The organism is Levilactobacillus koreensis JCM 16448, from assembly GCF_001435525.1.
GTDB classification, from domain to species: Bacteria; Bacillota; Bacilli; order Lactobacillales; family Lactobacillaceae; genus Levilactobacillus; species Levilactobacillus koreensis.
Window position 1 is genome coordinate 31,321 of the sequence record NZ_AZDP01000023.1, and the last position, 17,348, is coordinate 48,668.

The following is a 17,348-nucleotide window of genomic DNA, read 5'->3' on the forward strand; positions in this document are numbered from 1 at the left end:
TTGAAGGCAAATAAAAAGGGTTGCGACGATGGTCACAGCCCTTTATTGTGTCGATTTTTCTGTTTGAAATGGTTGTAGCCGCCCATCAAGATAACGTCACCGATAAAATAGAGGATGCAACCACTAAGGGTAAACCAGAGATAATTGAGAAAAAAGTAGTGTCCGGTGGTGAAAAGGTCGATGCTCCCCTTGACGATAAAGGAGATGATTAAGCAGACAGCGAGAAATAGTTGGGTCGACTCGAAAGAACTTTTGAGTTGTTCTCGGAAATGATGGTTTTGCATATCAGGTAGACTCCCCTTTAAGATTAAGTGGTGATGATTTTGTGGTGCTTGCTGAACACCTCAATGATAGCAGTAGGGGGAGATAAATAAAGCACCAAAATAGTGACGTCTAGAATCAAATCATTTACGCGGATAAAAGAATGAGAAAAGTTCGGGCGTTAAAGCCATTCACCATGAAAAAATTTGCTACACTAGACCTGTACAAAACAGTTTTTGGGGAGAGATTATGATGGAACAACAACGCTGGCTGACATGGCCGGTCTTTTATGAGTTGACGGAAATTTATACGGCACCGTTGAACGTGATGTGGTTTGTCTTGGGTGCCGCCATCGCCCAGTACTATGCGGGTACGGTGAACTGGTTGAATGTGGGGTTGTGTTTATTGGTCGTCTTTATCTTTGATTTGGCGGTCAACGTGGCGGATAACTACTATGATTACCGGCACGCCCACGATCGTGAGGGGTACGCCCTGCAAACGAATCCGGTCGGCCGGCTAGCCTTACCGGTTGGTGGTGTGGCTGGCTTAGCGTGGGGATTGTACGCGCTAGCTGCCATTCCGGGTATTGTTTTGGTCTTGCGGACGGGCTGGCCGGTGGCCGTTTTTGGTGCGATTGGTTATGCAATCGGCATCTTCTATACGGCCGGACCACGGCCAATTAATGCGACGCCGTTCTCGGCGGCAATCGTGGCCTTGGCAATCGCTTTTCTGATCCAGTTGACCTGCGTTTACGTGTCGATTTACGGCCAGCGGCCCTTAACGTGGGGAATTGTTGGGACGACGTTCTTGTTATGCCTGCCACTGACGCTGATTTTCTTCACGTTACAGATGGCCAATGATACGGCTGACCGCGAGGAAGACATCGCCAATCACCGCTATACGTTAGCGTACTATTTAGGTCAAGCAGGATCGGTTAAATTGATTCAGGCGTTCCTGATAATTGGGAGTTGCTGGCCGCTAGTTAATGTGATCCTGGGGATAGCCCCGTCATGGACGGCCCTGGCGGTAATTCTATTACCGGTGATGTGGCGTGGTATGCGGCCGTTCTTCGCGGTTCAGGACAAGCAAAAGACGTTTATGACGACGGTGAAGAGCGCATCGCTATTCTTCATTGCCTATCCGTTATTATTTGCCTTGGGAACCTGGTTATAACCCGGGTTAAGTTGAGTTGAAATTAAAATTAGGAGCAGCGAATCGTTGACGTAACGACGTGCTGCTCCTTTTTGGACGGAAAGCTTGATATTCTTGAAAAGAACGGTGGGAAAATAAGTTAACCCGGGTTATAAGGGGGAGAAGACTATTGCGGCGCTTGGTGGTAGTAGTGTTATTGTTGGTATTGCTGTACATAATCCGGGTTATGGTGATAACAAGTAGGGGGGATTTAGAGATGCTTAAAAATATGGCGGTAATTGGGTTAATTAGTCTACTGACCGGTTTCTTTGTTTTCTATTTAGCCGTCAGTGGTCCTGTACGTTGGGGGCTTTTGGTGGGACTACTGTTCTTGAACAATTGGATGACTTACCGGATATTGTGCCATTGGGACGAGTTTCTACACGGGGCCACTAGTCAGTATCAGGAGCTTTTATTTATGGTGGTAGCAGGAGCTATTAACTTAGTATGTAGTGGCGCAACACATTTGACGGGGTGGCTATTTTGGTTCTGGCTGGTTGGTGAGCTTCTATCAAGCATTGTTGTAGGGTGGTTACTGACTAAGCTGATTGTTTGGAGTTATCATCGTGTACGTCAGGTATTGAAATTAGGGACTAGATAATAAAAAACCTCACGACATCAATAACGATGCGGTGAGATTTTTTATTATTTAAGAAATTAAGCGGCGTTCAAAATCCAAAGGAAGAGGATGAAGACAACGGCTAAACCATACATCATTGGACCAACTTCCTTACCACGTTTGGCGGCCAGCATGGTCAGTGGGTAAGTGATGAAGCCTAATGCAATCCCATCGGAGATGCTGTAAGTCAAGGGCATGCCCACGACAATTAGGAAGGCCGGTGCGGCGACTTCGAACTTTTCCCAGTGAATATTTTTGAGCGATTGGGCCATCAAGACACCAACAATAATCAGTGCGGGTGCGGTCACTTGGTTAGTCACAACGGCGAGCAATGGGGAGAAGAAGGCCCCAAAGATGAACAGAATACCGGTCACAATGGCAGTAAAACCAGTCCGGCCACCCACGGCGATACCGGCAGAGGATTCGACGAAGGCGCCCATTGGGGAAGTCCCAAGTAAGGAACCCACGACCATCGTGCTGGAGTCGGCCATCAAGGCTTTACCGATCCGTGGTAGCTTGTTGTTCTTGACTAAACCAGCCTGTTCGGCCAACCCGACCAAGGTACCAGTGGTATCGAAGAAGGTCACTAGCAGGAAGGTCAAAACAACGACGGCTAATTGTAAGGTGTTGATGTTGCCAACGTGAGTTAAGCCGACCATAAACGTTGAGCTGATACTAGGGACGGCAGAAATGATGTGCGCGGGCATTGGAATCAAGCCCGTAATCAGACCAAGAATCGAGTTAGCAACCATCCCGATGAAGATGGCCCCAGGAATCCGAGCACTCATTAAGATAATGGTCACGAGAAGGCCAAAGATGGTCAGCCACGTGCTACCGACCTGTAAGGACCCTAGGCTAACGATGGTGGACTTGTCGGCAGTGACCAAGCCACCTTGACTCAAGCCAATAAAGGCAATAAACAAACCAATTCCGGCGCTGATCGCCATTTTGAGATCTCGTGGAATGGCGTCAACCACCATTTCACGTAGCTTGAAGGCTGTCAGAATCATGAAGAGAATCGAAGCGACAAAGACACCAGCTAGGGCAGTTTGCCAAGGAACCTTCATACCGATAACGACAGAGTAAGCGAAGAAGGCGTTAATTCCCAGGCTAGCAGAGATAGCGATGGGGTAGTTGGCCAAGATACCCATCAAGAAACAGCCAAAGGCCGATGCAAATGCTGTAGCGGTGAAGACGGCACCTTGGCTAATGCCAGAAGCACCCAACACTTGGGGGTTCACGAACAAGATGTAAGCCATGGAGACGAACGTCGTCAGTCCGGCTAAAATCTCCGTTTTATAGTTTGTTCCGAGTTCCTCAAAGTGAAAATAGTTCGCAATTTTTTGCATTGTGTGTGCTCCTCAACCATTATTTATTAAAACACGAACATTTGTCGGTATAGTTCGTGTTTGTTCGTAAAATCAATCCTTATAGAGCTTAACATTTTTAAAAGTTGAGTGCAATCACGAAATACAAATAAAATTATAAAATAAAAGTTCGTAGTTTAGTAGCTGCCGCTTAGACTCTGAGTACTAAGCGAAAGTAATCGCTTTCGTCAAAAGAAAAAAAGCCGAGAGATTTCTCGACCTTCATGACGTAATGATAGTTATGCAGTTCTTATACCGACTAGTCCGCGGAGGTCTGATGACTGTCGCGGTCTTTGGGGAGGGGGATCGTTGGGTCGACTTCGACGTTGTTCAAGTAGGTTTTGGCATAGGCATCGCGGTACTTGGTCGGCGTCAGTGAGGAAATCTGTTTGAAGACGCGCAGAAAGTATTTTTCATTTTCAAAGCTCAGCTCGTAGGCAATCTCTTTGACCGATAAGTCGGTCGTTAATAGGAGTTCCTCAGCCTGCTTGATTTTCGTCAAGTTAATGAAATGAATCGTCGTCATCTTTTCGTACTCGCGGAAGAGCTTTGTCAGGTAGACCGGAGTCATCTTGAATTCGGTGGCGACTTGCTCAACCGTTAATTTTTCGTGACTGTGGATGCGAATCCAGTTCTTGATCATTTCGAACCGGGACGTGTAGCCTTGTTCCTGGTTGATCACTGTCATAAATTGATGAGAGAGTTCAATCAAGATACTTGAGACGAAGAAGTTTGTTGCGAGTGGCGCGGCAGTCTCATCGTTATCACTATCTAACATCTGGCGAATCAGCAATGTCAGACGGCCAAAATTTTTGACGTTAAACTGTTGGGGTAAATTCACAGCTGCCGGATTAGTCGGATGATGGATTTCATCGGTCACGTAGCTGGTTGTGACGGGGCTACTTGGAAAGAAGTGCATCCAGTAGTAGACCGTATCGGCAGGTGAGCCTCGAAAGCCGATGTGGCGGATGTGCGGTGGAATTAAGAGACAGTCGTGCGTATTTAACGTGTACTGGGTATGACCAATCTGAATGTAGGCCGCGCCCTTAAGCATGATAAAGAGTTCGTAATCGCCATCATTGATGATATTTTTATGCCGCCACCCCGCCTCGGCGAAGTACTGACCGGCCTTAAAAAACTGAACGGGTTCCACTAATGAAAATTTGTACACCTTATTCATCTTTAAGTGCACCTCCAGTTTTGATTTGTATACCCTTGTTGCTATTTTATTAGTTTTGTAATTAGCAGTAAAGCACTATCATCATCATTGTAAACGCTTACCAGCTACATAGCATGCTAAAAAATTTGTTTTCAATGGTATACAAAATGTTCTGATTGATGGAAACCACTTGAAAGGGGTTAGGACGATGATTTATGAAGATAATAACCGCCTATACTTGCGTAACGCGAGTGAACTACTCGAGGTGCAGGCTTGGGGTGAGAATAGTTTTCGGGTGCGTAGTAGCAAGTACGCTGAATATACCGGCAGAAATAATGCACTCACCGAAAAAGTAGCGATGGGGAACGCCGTGGTAACGGTCGATGAAGACCGCCATACTGGTCAGATCACTAATGGGAAGCTAACGGCAAAAATTGATGCCTTTAAGAACCTCAATTTCTATAACCAGAAGGGTGAGCTACTTCTAAAGGGCTATCAACGCAACCGAATCGATGATATGTCCGCAGGCGAAAATGACGAGAAGGTCAATCATTTTAACAGTGCCTTGAATATTGATTCCAGAGAGTTCAAGGCCATTCCTGGTGGCGACTTTGAGTTGAAGGTCCGTTTTGATGCGGCCGCTGATGAAAAGCTATTTGGGATGGGGCAGTACCAGCAAGATTTCTTGAATCTGAAGAATGCCAAGCTAGAATTGGCGCATCGAAATTCACAGGCTAGTGTTCCATTTGTCCTTTCAAGTAAGGGTTACGGCATGCTGTGGAATAATCCAGCAATTGGTGACGTTAGTTTCGCCAAGAATTTGACGGAGTGGCATGCACTGTCGACTAAGGAAATGGATTACTGGGTAACTTGTGGGGACACCCCAAGTGCTATTGAAGAACAGTACGCGGCCGTTACCGGGAAGGTTCCTATGATGCCCGACTATGCAATGGGGTATTGGCAATGCAAGCTGCGTTACCGGACCCAAGATGAGTTGTTAGCGGCCGCCCATGAATTTAAGGACCGTCACTTACCAATCAGCGTCATTGTCATTGACTACTTCCACTGGCCAAAGTCCGGTGAGTATACGTTTGACAAAACCTACTGGCCAGATCCGGAAAAGATGATCAAAGAACTACATGAGATGGGCATCAAGCTCATGGTCTCTGTATGGCCGACGGTTGATCAGACCAGCTCACACTACCAAGAAATGAAGGAACAGGGCTACTTGGTTCAGACGGAACGCGGTGTGCCAATCACCATGGATTTCTTAGGGAACAATGGGTTTGTGGACTTCACTAATCCCGATGCGCAAACCTATCTGTGGCAGTTGTTGAAGAAAAACTACGCTGATAAAGGGGTCGACCTGTTCTGGTTGGACGAGGCTGAGCCTGAATACACGGTCTATGATTTCGATAATTATCGCTACCATAACGGAACTAATCTTCAGATTGGGAATACTTACCCCGTCGCCTATTCCAAAGCAATTTACGATGGGCAAACTGAAGAAGGCAACAAGCAAGTCATCAACCTGGTTCGGTGTGCTTGGGCTGGTAGCCAAAAGTACGGGGCCCTTGTCTGGTCTGGTGATATCGATTCTAGTTTCCAATCCTTACGTAATCAACTGGCAATTGGCCTGAACATGGCGATTGCAGGGATTCCGTGGTGGACCACGGATATCGGTGGTTTCCATGGTGGTGTGGATGATAATGAGAGCTTCCGTGAATTAGTTACCCGGTGGTTTGAGTTTGCGACATTCTGTCCCGTTATGCGGATGCATGGGGATAGAGAACCACATACCGAGCCATTGAGCGATGTTGGTGGTGGCAAGATGCCTTCTGGTGGGGCTACTGAGCCTTGGGCCTATGGGGACAAGGTCTACGGTATTATGCGAAAATACCTGAACTTACGGGAAAACCTCAAAGACTATATTCGGGTTCAAATGAAGGCCGCGCATGAGAAGGGTACGCCAGTTATTCGCCCATTGTTCTATGACTTCAGTGCCGATAAGGCTGCTTGGGATGTTGAGAATCAGTACATGTTTGGCTCAGACATTTTGGTTGCGCCGGTCTTATTTGAAGGTTCCAAGCAACAGGATGTTTACTTACCAGCTGGTACAGCTTGGGTCAACGTTTATACGAAAGAATCCTATGCTGGCGGTCAACGGATTACGGTTAAAACGCCGCTAGACCAGTTACCGGTCTTCGTTCGGCAAGAAGCACAGACAGGTTTAGCACCGGCATTCACGGCAATTACACAGTAATTATGTAGGAGGTGGCAATCGTGAAAATCTTTTCTAAGATGTTTGCGGGACAGTCCTTGATTTCATGGGGCTTACAGTTGATTCTAATTTACATTGCGTGGCAAGTTGCGGACCAGCATATCGAAAATAATCTGTGGACAATCACCGGTGTTGCCGCTTTATTACTATTAACTTACGCTAGCTTATCGCGTGATGGTAAGCAGCGGACAAAATAGAAAGCGAGGAGTTAAGTGATGAGTTCGAATGCGGGACAATCAGATCATAATGTCGCAGCGGCCCAAGCACTGCTTAAAAATGACCGGCTACCGTTTCACCGAAAGGTCACGTATGGCTTTACGGATATGGCCGGCAACTTACTTTACTGTATCGTCGGATCATATATGTTGTATTTCTTCACCAATGTCTTTGGCTTAGGTGTTGGGACAGCGGGTTCGTTACTCTTGCTGGGACGGTTCATCGATGCGATTGGGGCACCAGTGATGGGAGTCTTAGTTGACCACACGCACAGTAAGTATGGGAAGAGTCGACCATGGTTCTTGTGGATGGCGCTACCGTTCACTATCTTTATCTGGCTACTATTCACGACACCAGACATTAGCGGGACGGCCAAAATCGTCTATGCTGGTGGGATGTATATCTTGGCCGAATTGGCTTATACGGCAATGTCGACGCCGATTACGTCAGTATTGCCAAACTTAACTTCTAATTCGGATGACCGGATGTCAGCTAACTCGATTCGGCTGGTTCTAGGGAATGTTGGGAACTTCTTTGCCGTGACGTTTATCATGCCTTTGGCAAGTGCCGTTGGTCATGGGAATGAGCAACGTGGCTGGTCGATTGCTGTCGGAATTTATGCGGTGATTGGTTTTATTCTCCTGATGATTGGATTCTTGGACATGCGGGAGAAGAATATTGAAAATGATGAGATCGTTACAATCAAGGAAAGTCTAAAAGCAACCAAGGGTAATTGGCCATGGATTTTAATTGTGGCGGCAAACCTGATTTACTGGACGGCTTATTCCGCTAGAAATGCGGCCTTGCCTTACTACTTCCAGTATAATTTAGATGATAAAGGGTTGATTTCATTCTTTAATGGGTTCTCGATCATTCAAATCATCGGGATGGCTTCGGTACCGTTTTTCGTTAAATTCATGCATAAATGGGGAACAACCGTCTTCATGCTTGCGATGACAATGGTTGGTCAAATCTGGATGGGCTTAGCTGGTGGGAACGTCACCTCTGCCTTAATCGGTTGGATTCTGGCATGTATCGGTTCCGGGTCCGCTTGTACCATGTTCTTCGCCATGGTCGGAGATACTGTCGACTTTGGTGAGTGGAAGAGTGGCGTTCGAGCCAACGGCCTACTGACGGCAATGGGAGCTTCCTTCTGTATTCAGATGGGATCCGGATTCGGTTCTTTCATTGCCGCGAAGATTATGGCTACGTTTGGTTTCTCAGCAGCCAAGGCAACGCAATCCGCTGCCAGCATGAGTTCCATTAGTTTTACGTTTATCTGGATTCCAGTTATTATTTATGCGATTAGTTTGATTATTATGGTTGTTTACCGTAAGTGGGAACGTCACGAACCAGTTGTGACTGAAGAACTTGCTGAACGCCATGCTCAGGAGCAAGAAGATGCTGCAGAATAAGGTCAGCTAGGATTATTCCAGTCGTTATATTTCTAGTTGAACGTCCACTTAACAGTGGGCGTTTTTTTGCGCAAAAAAGCTCGGGCCGAGCTCGAGCTTTCAGCTGATTTTAGAATGAACGGAACTTAATCAGGATCAGCGAGTGACTTGCCATTAGAACTAGCTTTAAAGCCAGCAAAGGCATTGTCGATGGTCTGATACTCAGCAGAACTTAGTGTGACCTCTAAAGCTTGAGCGTTGGCTTCAACTTGACTAGCGCGTTTGGCACCAGGGATAACGACACTAACTAGTGGGTTTTGCATGTACCAAGCCAGAATGGTTTGGGCGACAGTTGCTTGATGAGCCGCTGCAATTGGTCGAACTTGGTCGATAGCCTTTAAGGCGAGGCTGTAACGTGGTTCTTGAAAATCGCTGATTTGGCTACGGATATCGTCAGATGGAAAGGAGACAGTCTGATCGTACTTGCCTGTTAATAAGCCAGAGGCTAATGGAAAGTATGGAACGAAGCTAATCTGATGGTCCTTTAAATAGGGCATCAGATCGGTTTCGTGGTCACGATGAAGGAGACTAAATTCATCTTCTACGACGTCGACGTAGCCATCTGCGTTAGCTTCCTTGACCTGGTCTAAGCTAAAGTTGGATAGGCCAATCGCACGAATCTTCCCTTGTTCGCGTAAGCGTTGCAGGGCGCCAACGGCTTCTGCTTTTGGTGTCTGTTTATCTGGAAAATGAATGTAGTAAATATCAAGGTAATCGGTATTTAATCGTTTCAGACTGGCTTCAACCTGCTGTGTCAAGAAGTCTGGGTTGTTGGAAATAGCTTGTTCACCAGTTGAAAAGTCCTGTGCCCCCTTGGTTGCCAGCGTAAAGCTATGGCGATTGAAGTCGTGCATGGCCTGACCTACTAGCTCTTCAGAGTGACCGAGCCCGTAAACAAAGGCAGTATCTAGCAATTGAATGCCATGATTGAGCCCTGCTTTGACTAAGTTTAAGCCATCCTCATCCTTTAAATTAGGGAAGAGGTTATAACCGCCAACAGCGTTGGTTCCGAGGCCTAGTGGTGTGGTCTGCACATCCGTTTTGCCAATTGTTACCATTTCATGTGACATTGAATACCCTCCTAATTGTATGAAACCGAATTCAAATACACATTTATTATACCGAATTTAAGACTAATCCCAAACGAGTTTGTCCAGAAAGTACCGGTCAGTCGAGGTTTCTGGTAAACTGGGAAGCAAAGAAAAAGGAGCGAAGATCATGACAACCTATTTAATCTTGGGAGCGACATCACTAGGTCAACTAGTAGCCCAGCGTCTCGTTGACCAACAGGCAGGGACTGTCCGTGTTTTACATGCAGCTACGGATAATTTATCTGCTGATCTAGCAAGTTCCGTTAATGAGTTTAGCGGTGACCTGACTAAAGAAGCAACATACGTGGATGCCTTACAGGATGCACCGATTATTTTTTCTGCGCTGGAGGGGATGGACGTTGATCTTGCTTTTGAAGCGCTATTTGATGCGCAATATCATCATCAACTAAAACTGACTCGCTTTGTGATGCTAAGTACGGCAGGGGTAGACCATGAAGTTACTGGAGAACTAGCCTATCCTGGTATTACCGACGTTAAAGAGTATTTGAATCAACAACGTTACGCGGCTAAATTAGTCGATGAGGCAGAATTTCCATATACCATTTTACGACCAGTAACGTTGACGACGGAAGCAGCCAAGGATCCTCAGATTATTAAAGAAGGGGAGCCCGTTCTAGCCGGAGTCGTTTCACAATCAACCGTGGCACAGGTAGCAGTTGATTTACTGAAAAACGGTGGTGCAGATTACCAATCACTAGCCGTTTGCTAAATCTTTCTCAAAACCTGACGAAATGTTGCGTAGCTGAGGGAATTGTTTGTTAAAATAGACGCAGTGAGGTGAAGGCATTGGCATTAGAAATAGACGATCAACAATTACAAGCAATCCGGGAACGGATGGGTGAAGCCAATCAACGCGCCCACTTCGTTATCTTCCAATCAACTGAAAAGGAATCTGGAAAAGTCTTGCGTTTGATTACGGACATTGAAAGTTTTCGGGCGATTCAAGAGCAACACGCGACGGATTCAGATATGGAAATCATTCAAGACATCGTACCGATTACAGATACATTGGCGCGTTGGGCCGTTGCGGAAAATATGGCTGCGCAACAGCAGAACGACGATGCTGAGGTTCTAAAGGATCTCGAACATTATACAAATGAAGTTTTAAAGGAAAATCAGCAGGCAGTTAATCCGCCAGATGATGGAACTGACTAGGTGCTTGCTACGGTAAGCATCTTTTTTTAATTGAAAGTCCAGAACGTTTGTTTGCTTTTTGGCGACTAAGGACAGCTTACGGGAAGTTATTAGGAAAGGCAAGCCAGCAAAAAACGGGATTTGGGGCTTAGGGCAGTCCAGGGTAGGCAAAAGTGGCCGTTAAATTTAAATAATTGTAAAGGCCACGAGCCGTTTGGCAACCGCTAATTCGGATATACTGATAAACTAAAGTTAGCTATTAGGGGATTTTTTGAGGAGGGATTTTCATGAAGAAGAAACGTCTATTATTGCTCAGTTTAGTCGTTACGATGGGAATCTTGTTGGTTGGCGGCGGTATTACCGCACAAGCTAAAACGGCCAACAAGACGGTCACGTTTGCCCAGTTGACCAATAAGAACACGAATCGATTAGCTGCCATTCGACAGGCTGCTCGTGAGCAAATTTTAAAGCAGACTAAGGCGAAGAGCAGTAAGGTTGCGGCCGTCTACAAGGTTAAGCTACCCAAGCATATGACGAAGAAGGCAACTTTAACAGCTAATGGGTTGCGGATGAATCTGTTAGCGAATAGCTTTAAGGTCAAACAAATCACGATTCCTTACGCGCAACTGCAAGGAAAGATCTTAAATCGTTACTTACCCAAAGCTAATCGGACAACTCATGTAAAAACGAATAAGATGGTGGCACTGACTTTTGACGATGGACCAGATCCGACATTGACGCCAAAACTATTAAAGACATTGAAAAAGTACAAAGTCCACGCAACGTTCTTTGAGGTTGGTCAAAGCGTCAGTCGTTATCCAAAGATTTCTCGGGCCGTGTTGGCTGGTGGAAATGAGTTAGGCAACCATTCATGGAACCATCCAGACTTTAATACAATTGGTACGGCGCGAACGGTCAGTCAGATTACGCGCACGAACCGGGCTATTTTCCAAGCAACTGGGACGTTACCGCAGTATGTACGGCCACCGTACGGGAATATCACGGCAGCCGAGGGTCGCGCGATTGAACAGCCAATCATTCGGTGGTCAGTGGATTCTCGCGATTGGTCTTACTTGAATACGACTAAAGATATTAATGAGGTTATGAAAGATACGCATGGCGGCGACATTGTGCTAATGCATGACATCCACGCCCAATCCGTAGCGGCGGTGCCAACGATTATTAAACGATTAAAAGCTAAGGGCTACAAGCTGGTCACCGTCAGTCAGCTGTTGAATTACCAAGCGCTACCGGGGTTACAATACTTCGGTGCTGGAGATTATCGGACGGCTGGAAAGTAATCCGAATGAGCTGAATATCGAAAAGTTGATAGAATAATATTGAGGCTGGGGTAAAATACGCCAGTCTTTTTATGTGTTCAATTTTTCCTTTGATGCAGTCGAAATTCGTGAGTAGAAAAGTTCTTTCGGTTAATCGTCGAAGGCTATAACCATAAAAGAAAAATCCGTGTATACTAAAAATCGTATAAAACTTACATAACTTGCTTTTTGAATTCTTGAGGAGGAATATCATGAAACGAATGGTAGGTAATAAATACGGTTGTCATTGGGTGTACATGGGCGTTACTTTAGCCAGCTTAAGCTTAGGGAGCTTGGGATTAACGGTAAAGGCGCACGCGGATGTAAGCCCCGAAATAAATTCATCGACGCCAAATGTCACGGTGCCGGCCGAAACGTCTACAACGGCAACAAATGAGCCGGCACAGAATGGAGAATATGTAACTACGGGACGGCAGCTATCCGTGTCCGAAAATACATCGCTGGAAGCTGGAAACCGGGAAAATTCCAGTGAAACAACAGTGACTAAGACTCAAAAGGTGCCTGATTCAGTAGCACAAAAAACGCCAGAACAATCGGCAAATCAGGAGTCGAAAGTAGTTTCAGAAATGGCTTCAGGTGAAAATAGAGTTTCTGTAGAACCTACAAAGACAGAGACGGAGGAAGCTGATTCGGAGAAAGCACCAGCAGAGGTGACTAATGAGTCGCTTACTCCAGTTGAGCCGAAGCAACCAAATTCGGCTCTAAAACCGCAAGTTATTGGGGGAAAGGTCACAAATTCGGCACAGTTAATGCAGGCGCGTAAAGTCTCTTTGAGTCGTTCAGCGGATCCGGCAGCCGCTACGACAACGGATATGGCTGGTATCTTTGGGACCAGCGCATGGAACATTGATGAAGCAGGTGTCCTGCATTTTGGTGCGGGAACGTTTGCAGACACTCTGCCAAAGGGAAATCGGACGCCATGGGTGCCTTATGCAGATAAGGTCAAGAGTATCTCGTTTGATGATCAAGTTGTGGCTAGTAAAAACTCTGCATATTTATTTTATGGCCTGCATAATTTAGTGAACGTTGAGCACGCGAATCGATTTGATGTCAGTCAGGCGACAAACTTTATGCGGCTTTTTGCGGATGATACTAACTTGGTCAAAGTTGATACCGGTAATTGGGATACGAGTAAAGTAACCGATATGTTTGGGATGTTTGAAGCGGCTAAAAGCTTAGTTACAGTGGATGTTTCCAAATGGGATACCAGTCAAGTAGACGACATGGAGAATATGTTTAATTTGGCTAAGTCGCTGACCACGTTGGATGTTTCTCACTGGAATACGAGTCAAGTTAAAGACATGAGTTATATGTTTAATCAAACGATTATTAATTCAACGACAGAAAAGACGGATGCGGGGTCATTACAAGCACTAGATGTCAGCCATTGGGATACGGGTAATGTTGGTAACAGTCCCTTTGGCGGTGATATTGGGTATATGTTTGCTGGCCAAAATAAACTGAAATTTTTGGACGTCAGTCATTGGGATGTTCGCCATGTGCACGCGATTCGTCATACATTTGCCAACTGCTCAGCGTTAGAGATGCTTGACGTCAGCCGCTGGAACACCAGCGATGTAAGTGACATGGAAGCAACCTTTTCAGGAGATTCCTTATTGACTACCTTGGACATTAGCCATTGGAACGTTTCTGAAGTTCTGATTATGGATGATATGTTTGCGGGGATGACTGCTGTAAAGAAATTAGACTTTAGTCGTTGGCAAACGAACGGCAAGGTGTTCTTTCATATGATGAATTTCGTCGCAGGAGATACAGAATTGACGACCTTAGATTTGTCCGGGTTCCATATGAATGAGAACGGACAGATGTACTTTAGAAATTATTTGGGTGGCACGAACTTACGGTCCTTTACTATGGGGCCGCAGACGGCGTTGATGGGAACCTACTATGGCGCGATAGATGATGATGCCTTTTTACCAGAGATTTCTACCATGAAAGGATTCGACCCTAAGCTATATACAGGCAAGTGGCAAGCCGTTGGCACGGGAACGTTGGATTCACCTAATGGGGCTTCCTATTCGTATGTCCAGCTTAGAGGGATGTACAAACGATCAGAGTCTGCGGATGGTAGCATTGTTGGGCCTGCTGAGACTTATGTCTGGCAAGAAAACAATGCTGTGGCTATCACGGGCGATGGAACGAAAGTCTACGATGGGCAGGCACTTTCAGCAGCAGATTTAGCTAACTATAAAATTAATGTTTATGGCAAAGTCGTGGCACCAGCGAATGGCTGGCAAGCCGGAGATTTGATGTGGGCCCCCGTTCAACCGACTTCACGGGTAACCACAGGTTTACGCAATGCCGGAACCTATGGTGTGACGCTGAGTGCAGCTGGCCATGCCAAGTTAGTCGCAGCTAATCCGACCCTTGCTGATATTAACGTTGAGGATGGGACTTATACAATTACGAAGGCGCCAGCAACCGTTACCGTTAATAGCCAGCGAGTGGTGTACGATGGTCAAGCGCACCAAGTGACGGCGACGGTCACGGGAGAAGTGAATTCAGAAAAATTGGCGTATAAGCTAGACGCCATGCCGCAAACCGAAGTGGGTTCTTATACCGTTACCCCCGTTTTGAGCGCGGCAGCAGTGAATGAAAATTATGACGTTAAGTTAATGCCGGGCACGTTAGTAATTACGTCAGCGACCGGCCATGTGATTGTTCATTGCGTCAATGAGAGTGGGCAACAGATTGCGCCGAATGATGATCAATCTGATGAAGTGGGTACGGACTATACGTTAGTGGCCCCATCGATTCCTGACGCAATTTTAGTCGGGACACCAGCAAACGTTACGGGAAAATATGCGCTTACACCAACTGAAGCGACATTTGTTTATCATCAATTTGGTCAAACGAATCCTGATCATCTGGGCCAAATGAATATTCATTATTTGAATGAAGCCGGTGCTCAAATAGCCGATGATCGAACAATGGTGGGTGTAATTGGAGCAACGTATCAGGTGCCAACTCGGCAAGTAGGTTATGTGTTAGTTAAAGCTTCACCGGACGTAACCGGGCAGTATACGACAGCTAGCACGGACATCACACTCATTTACCATCAACTGAAAAATACGACGGCAGATCATGGGTTGGTCATTGCCCATTACGTTGATGAGTCAGGTAAATACTTAATGGAAGATACATTGCAAAGTCAAGCAACCGGTATGGACTATCATTTGACGGCGCCAAGTATTGCGGGCTACATGCTCACGGCACAGTCGATAAATGTAAGTGGAAAATTTAATGGGACCACGCAGGAGGTGACGTTTGTCTATCATCAATTAGAGACGTTACCATCGAAAAATGGGTTGGTCATTAGCCATTACGTGGATGCTGATGGGCATTCAATCTTACCGGATACACAGCAGGTAGGGACCACGGGAACCGGATATACGTTAACAGCACCAACAATTTCTGGATATACAGTTCAGGGTGAAAAGACACTCACAGGAACTTTTAGTGGAACAGCTGTGGAGAGAACTTTCGTTTATCAAAAGACAGTTGCGCCAGTGATTCCCGTCGAACCAGTGACTCCGGTTACGCCAGTGGCACCAGAGAAGCCAGATAATAGCGGTGACGGGCAGAAGATTCCGGTTACTGACAACAACGTCTCCAAGCAACCAGCGGTGGTAGCTGAGCATCCTAAGGCGGTGGCCCGTGAAAAGGCGCAACAATCTAAGGTTAAAATGGTTCAGGGTCAGGCGGTCCAGGCTACGGCGGACAGTCAAAAATTAAATTCACCTGTCAATGGCAAGTCACCAGCGACAACGCCAGTAACTTTGCCACAGACGGATGAAGCCACGTCGATTACTACTGTTTGGGGGATGCTATTAGCCGGCTTGGCGGCAGTACTAGGTTTGATTGGGTGGCGACGGCGTCAAAATTAAACTCACGGTGCGGATAGTCATAGTTTAAAATAGACATTGGATTCCAAAATAAAATGAGATCAAAAATTCCCATTGCGGAGTTTTTGATCTCATTTTTGATTGGACTATTTTAGGCTAAAAATTCTTTCGTCAAGCGTTCATAAACGTGTTGAACGTGAGCGAACAGGTCGAGGTCAACGGATTCATTGAGTGAATGCGCGTCGTTCCATTCCCCAGCACCGTAGACGACCACTGGAAATTGATTGGCCGACTTGGTGTATTCGGAAGCATCGGTTGCGCCGTGGATGACTTGCAGTTCAACGGGATGACCGAATTCATCGTCAGCGATTTGCTTGGTTAATTTGACCAAACCAGAGTCGGTGGCACTAATGACGGGCTTAAAGCTGTAGTCGACGTGTAGCGTCAGGTTAACGTCGGCCTCTTGATTAAGCTTGTCGACCGTTTCGTTCAGCCGTTTGATGACAGCTTCATTGTCAAATTCAGGAATTGGCCGGATGTTGCCTTGGAGCTCAGCTTTGGCCGGAATACTGTTGACCTGTTCTCCACCATTGAAGACGGTCACGCTGTGGACCAGGGGCCCAAGTTCAGGGCTGACAGGAGCATCCGCAAATTCAGTTGATTCGGCCGTCACATATTTGATCAGGTTTGTGATGGCGTTGATTCCCTTTTCAGGCATTGAACTATGGGCGCCGCGGCCTTGAGAATAAACGTGATAATTCAGGGAGCCGTTATGCGCGTAGACCAGATTGCCCCCGGTTGGTTCACCGATGATGATACCATCCAGGTCGTCAGCAATGCCCTGTTCAGTCAGTAAACGTGAGCCCATGGCCCCATTTTCTTCACCAACCGTACCAATGAAGCGTAGACGGCCATTGAGTTTGACTTTTTGGTCAGCTAGGTTGATAAAGGTGATAACCATGCCAGCTAGACCACTCTTCATATCGGCGGCACCACGGCCGTACAGCCGATTATTCTCAACGTGTGCGGAGAAGGGAGAAAACTGCCAGTCAGCAACATCGCCGGTGGCAACGGTATCCAGATGACCCGCTAGTGCCAGTACTTTGTCGCTAGCGGTGTCGCCAATCTCGGCAACGATATTACTACGACCATCTGTGTAAGGAATAATTTTAGATGTGATACCATGATTGGCAAAGAGTTTTTGAATATAGGTTGCTACAGCTGCTTCATTACCATTAACGGAGTTGATTTCGACTAGCTCCTGTAGAATTTGAACCTGTTCAGTATTTTTCATAAAAGCCTGCCCACTTTCTCACCATATTTTAATTTTAAGTGTAGCACGCTTTCA

14 protein-coding genes are annotated in these 17,348 nt (G+C 46.3%); 9 read left to right on the forward strand and 5 right to left on the reverse strand.

Features of this window, described 5'->3' with window-relative positions:
• Positions 1-32: 32 nt before the first annotated feature.
• A complete protein-coding gene (locus tag FC99_RS13905; RefSeq protein WP_048733781.1) occupies positions 33-284 on the reverse strand; it encodes a hypothetical protein in 252 nt (83 codons plus the stop codon).
• A 229-nt stretch (positions 285-513) separates the two neighbouring features.
• Between FC99_RS13905 and FC99_RS01525 the strand changes: the two genes are divergently transcribed.
• A complete protein-coding gene (locus FC99_RS01525) occupies positions 514-1,434 on the forward strand; it encodes a prenyltransferase (RefSeq protein WP_048733783.1) in 921 nt (306 codons plus the stop codon).
• A 235-nt stretch (positions 1,435-1,669) separates the two neighbouring features.
• Entirely contained in the window at positions 1,670-2,053 is a 384-nt protein-coding gene (locus FC99_RS01530) for a hypothetical protein (protein ID WP_156166914.1), read from the forward strand.
• 56 nt (positions 2,054-2,109) lie between these two features.
• Here FC99_RS01530 and FC99_RS01535 read toward each other — a convergent pair whose 3' ends face one another.
• Both FC99_RS01535 and FC99_RS01540 read right to left on the reverse strand, forming a co-directional pair.
• Positions 2,110-3,420: an NCS2 family permease gene (locus tag FC99_RS01535; protein WP_048733786.1), complete on the reverse strand. Its 1,311-nt coding sequence runs from the start codon at positions 3,418-3,420 to the stop codon at positions 2,110-2,112.
• Positions 3,421-3,697: 277 nt separating this feature from the next.
• The gene (locus FC99_RS01540) at positions 3,698-4,618 is read right to left on the reverse strand and encodes a helix-turn-helix domain-containing protein (protein WP_048733788.1); all 921 of its coding nucleotides are present in this window, start codon (positions 4,616-4,618) and stop codon (positions 3,698-3,700) included.
• Positions 4,619-4,805: 187 nt separating this feature from the next.
• Here FC99_RS01540 and FC99_RS01545 point away from each other — a divergent pair, with 187 nt between their 5' ends.
• Genes FC99_RS01545 through FC99_RS01555 form a run of 3 tightly spaced genes read left to right on the forward strand, consistent with a single transcriptional unit; the run spans position 4,806 to position 8,509 of the window.
• A complete protein-coding gene (locus FC99_RS01545; RefSeq protein WP_048733789.1) occupies positions 4,806-6,860 on the forward strand; it encodes a glycoside hydrolase family 31 protein in 2,055 nt (684 codons plus the stop codon).
• Positions 6,861-6,880: 20 nt separating this feature from the next.
• On the forward strand, positions 6,881-7,075 hold the full coding sequence (locus FC99_RS01550) for a hypothetical protein (protein ID WP_048733791.1): 195 nt from the start codon (positions 6,881-6,883) through the stop codon (positions 7,073-7,075).
• Between the two features lie 18 nt (positions 7,076-7,093).
• Positions 7,094-8,509 carry an MFS transporter gene (locus FC99_RS01555; protein WP_048733793.1) on the forward strand — a complete coding sequence of 472 codons (1,416 nt, stop codon included), beginning with the start codon at positions 7,094-7,096 and terminating at the stop codon, positions 8,507-8,509.
• A 125-nt stretch (positions 8,510-8,634) separates the two neighbouring features.
• Here the strand turns inward: FC99_RS01555 and FC99_RS01560 are convergent, their stop codons facing one another.
• Positions 8,635-9,618, reverse strand: coding sequence for an aldo/keto reductase (locus FC99_RS01560; RefSeq protein ID WP_048733795.1), 984 nt, complete (start codon positions 9,616-9,618; stop codon positions 8,635-8,637).
• Between the two features lie 148 nt (positions 9,619-9,766).
• Between FC99_RS01560 and FC99_RS01565 the strand changes: the two genes are divergently transcribed.
• From FC99_RS01565 to FC99_RS01580, 4 genes are all read left to right on the forward strand, one after another.
• A complete protein-coding gene (locus FC99_RS01565; RefSeq protein WP_048733797.1) occupies positions 9,767-10,369 on the forward strand; it encodes an SDR family oxidoreductase in 603 nt (200 codons plus the stop codon).
• 68 nt (positions 10,370-10,437) lie between these two features.
• Positions 10,438-10,815, forward strand: coding sequence for a hypothetical protein (locus tag FC99_RS01570; RefSeq protein WP_235805841.1), 378 nt, complete (start codon positions 10,438-10,440; stop codon positions 10,813-10,815).
• Between the two features lie 266 nt (positions 10,816-11,081).
• Positions 11,082-12,095 (forward strand): polysaccharide deacetylase family protein, encoded by a 1,014-nt coding sequence (locus FC99_RS01575; protein ID WP_048733800.1) that lies wholly within the window; start codon positions 11,082-11,084, stop codon positions 12,093-12,095.
• 230 nt (positions 12,096-12,325) lie between these two features.
• Positions 12,326-16,042 carry a BspA family leucine-rich repeat surface protein gene (locus FC99_RS01580; RefSeq protein WP_048733802.1) on the forward strand — a complete coding sequence of 1,239 codons (3,717 nt, stop codon included), beginning with the start codon at positions 12,326-12,328 and terminating at the stop codon, positions 16,040-16,042.
• A 109-nt stretch (positions 16,043-16,151) separates the two neighbouring features.
• Here FC99_RS01580 and FC99_RS01585 read toward each other — a convergent pair whose 3' ends face one another.
• Positions 16,152-17,294, reverse strand: coding sequence for an ArgE/DapE family deacylase (locus FC99_RS01585; RefSeq protein WP_048733806.1), 1,143 nt, complete (start codon positions 17,292-17,294; stop codon positions 16,152-16,154).
• Positions 17,295-17,348: the final 54 nt, after the last annotated feature.

Bases quoted from the DNA above. Each gene is read 5' to 3' on its own strand.
- FC99_RS13905 (WP_048733781.1), bottom strand. From the start codon at position 284: ATGCAAAACCATCATTTCCGAGAACAACTCAAAAGTTCTTTCGAGTCG.
- FC99_RS01525 (WP_048733783.1), top strand. From the start codon at position 514: ATGGAACAACAACGCTGGCTGACATGGCCGGTCTTTTATGAGTTGACG.
- FC99_RS01530 (WP_156166914.1), top strand. From the start codon at position 1,670: ATGCTTAAAAATATGGCGGTAATTGGGTTAATTAGTCTACTGACCGGT.
- FC99_RS01535 (WP_048733786.1), bottom strand. From the start codon at position 3,420: ATGCAAAAAATTGCGAACTATTTTCACTTTGAGGAACTCGGAACAAAC.
- FC99_RS01540 (WP_048733788.1), bottom strand. From the start codon at position 4,618: ATGAATAAGGTGTACAAATTTTCATTAGTGGAACCCGTTCAGTTTTTT.
- FC99_RS01545 (WP_048733789.1), top strand. From the start codon at position 4,806: ATGATTTATGAAGATAATAACCGCCTATACTTGCGTAACGCGAGTGAA.
- FC99_RS01555 (WP_048733793.1), top strand. From the start codon at position 7,094: ATGAGTTCGAATGCGGGACAATCAGATCATAATGTCGCAGCGGCCCAA.
- FC99_RS01560 (WP_048733795.1), bottom strand. From the start codon at position 9,618: ATGTCACATGAAATGGTAACAATTGGCAAAACGGATGTGCAGACCACA.
- FC99_RS01565 (WP_048733797.1), top strand. From the start codon at position 9,767: ATGACAACCTATTTAATCTTGGGAGCGACATCACTAGGTCAACTAGTA.
- FC99_RS01575 (WP_048733800.1), top strand. From the start codon at position 11,082: ATGAAGAAGAAACGTCTATTATTGCTCAGTTTAGTCGTTACGATGGGA.
- FC99_RS01580 (WP_048733802.1), top strand. From the start codon at position 12,326: ATGAAACGAATGGTAGGTAATAAATACGGTTGTCATTGGGTGTACATG.
- FC99_RS01585 (WP_048733806.1), bottom strand. From the start codon at position 17,294: ATGAAAAATACTGAACAGGTTCAAATTCTACAGGAGCTAGTCGAAATC.